This window comes from Caulobacter sp. (assembly GCF_017744445.1).
GTDB lineage: Bacteria > Pseudomonadota > Alphaproteobacteria > Caulobacterales > Caulobacteraceae > Caulobacter.
Map to the genome: position 1 here is coordinate 1 of NZ_JAGIBH010000066.1, position 820 is coordinate 820.

Here is an 820-nt window from a genome sequence, read left to right on the forward strand (position 1 = left end):
GGTCTGCGCCGGATCACTTTCGCGGTCGTCCCAGCCGAGCCGGTCGAACTTCGGCGACAGGCGCGACAGCGCGTAGCGGCGCCATACCGCCTGCTGCTTCGCATCGCCGTCGTACAACCGGTCGACCGTGCCCAGGGTGTCGGCCGCCACCTGCCACAGGTCATCGGCCGCCTCCAGCGGAATATGCGCGACCAGGTCGAGCAGGTCCGACTCCGGCTGCAGGCCGACCGCCGCCAGCGCGCCGGCATCCATCATCACGCCCAGCCGGTCGACCACCGGCAGCCGCTCGAAGCCGGCGGCCAGCGCGTTGAACTGCGCCGGCGCGTACTTCGTGCGGTAGTAGCCCTTCTGCCCGGCGTTGACCACCACCGGTGCGTCGCAGCCCGGCAGCTCGACGCGGGCGGTGCCGTCCACCAGCACGCGCACCGGTGCGGCATCGCCGGCGCGCACGGCCACCGGCACGCGCCAGTGCAGCGGCGCCTTGCCGGTGTTGTCGACCGAATACTCGCCCTGCTCCAGCGCGACCACGGTGCGGCCGCCTTCGCAGCGGGTGCTGGCGGTGATCAGCGGCACGCCCGGTTGCAGGGTGAAGTCGTGGGCGACCTCGACGAACTGCCTGCCGGGCGCGGCCTTGTCGATCTGCGCCCACAGGTCGTCGGTCACCGCGTTGTCGTAGGCGCGTTGTGCAATGTAGTTGCGCACGCCGGTACGCCACGCCTCCGGCCCGACGTAGTCCTCGAGCATGGCGATCACCGCCCCGCCCTTGCCGTAGGTGATCCCGTCGAAGGCCTGGCTGGCCTGCTCGACCGTGGCCACGTGC

Annotated in this window: 1 protein-coding gene; it reads right to left on the reverse strand. The window is 71.7% G+C overall.

What is annotated here, in order from left to right; genetic code table 11:
- A partial coding sequence (locus J7528_RS23625) for an ERAP1-like C-terminal domain-containing protein (RefSeq protein WP_291879731.1) occupies nucleotides 1–820 on the reverse strand: 820 nt, incomplete at both ends.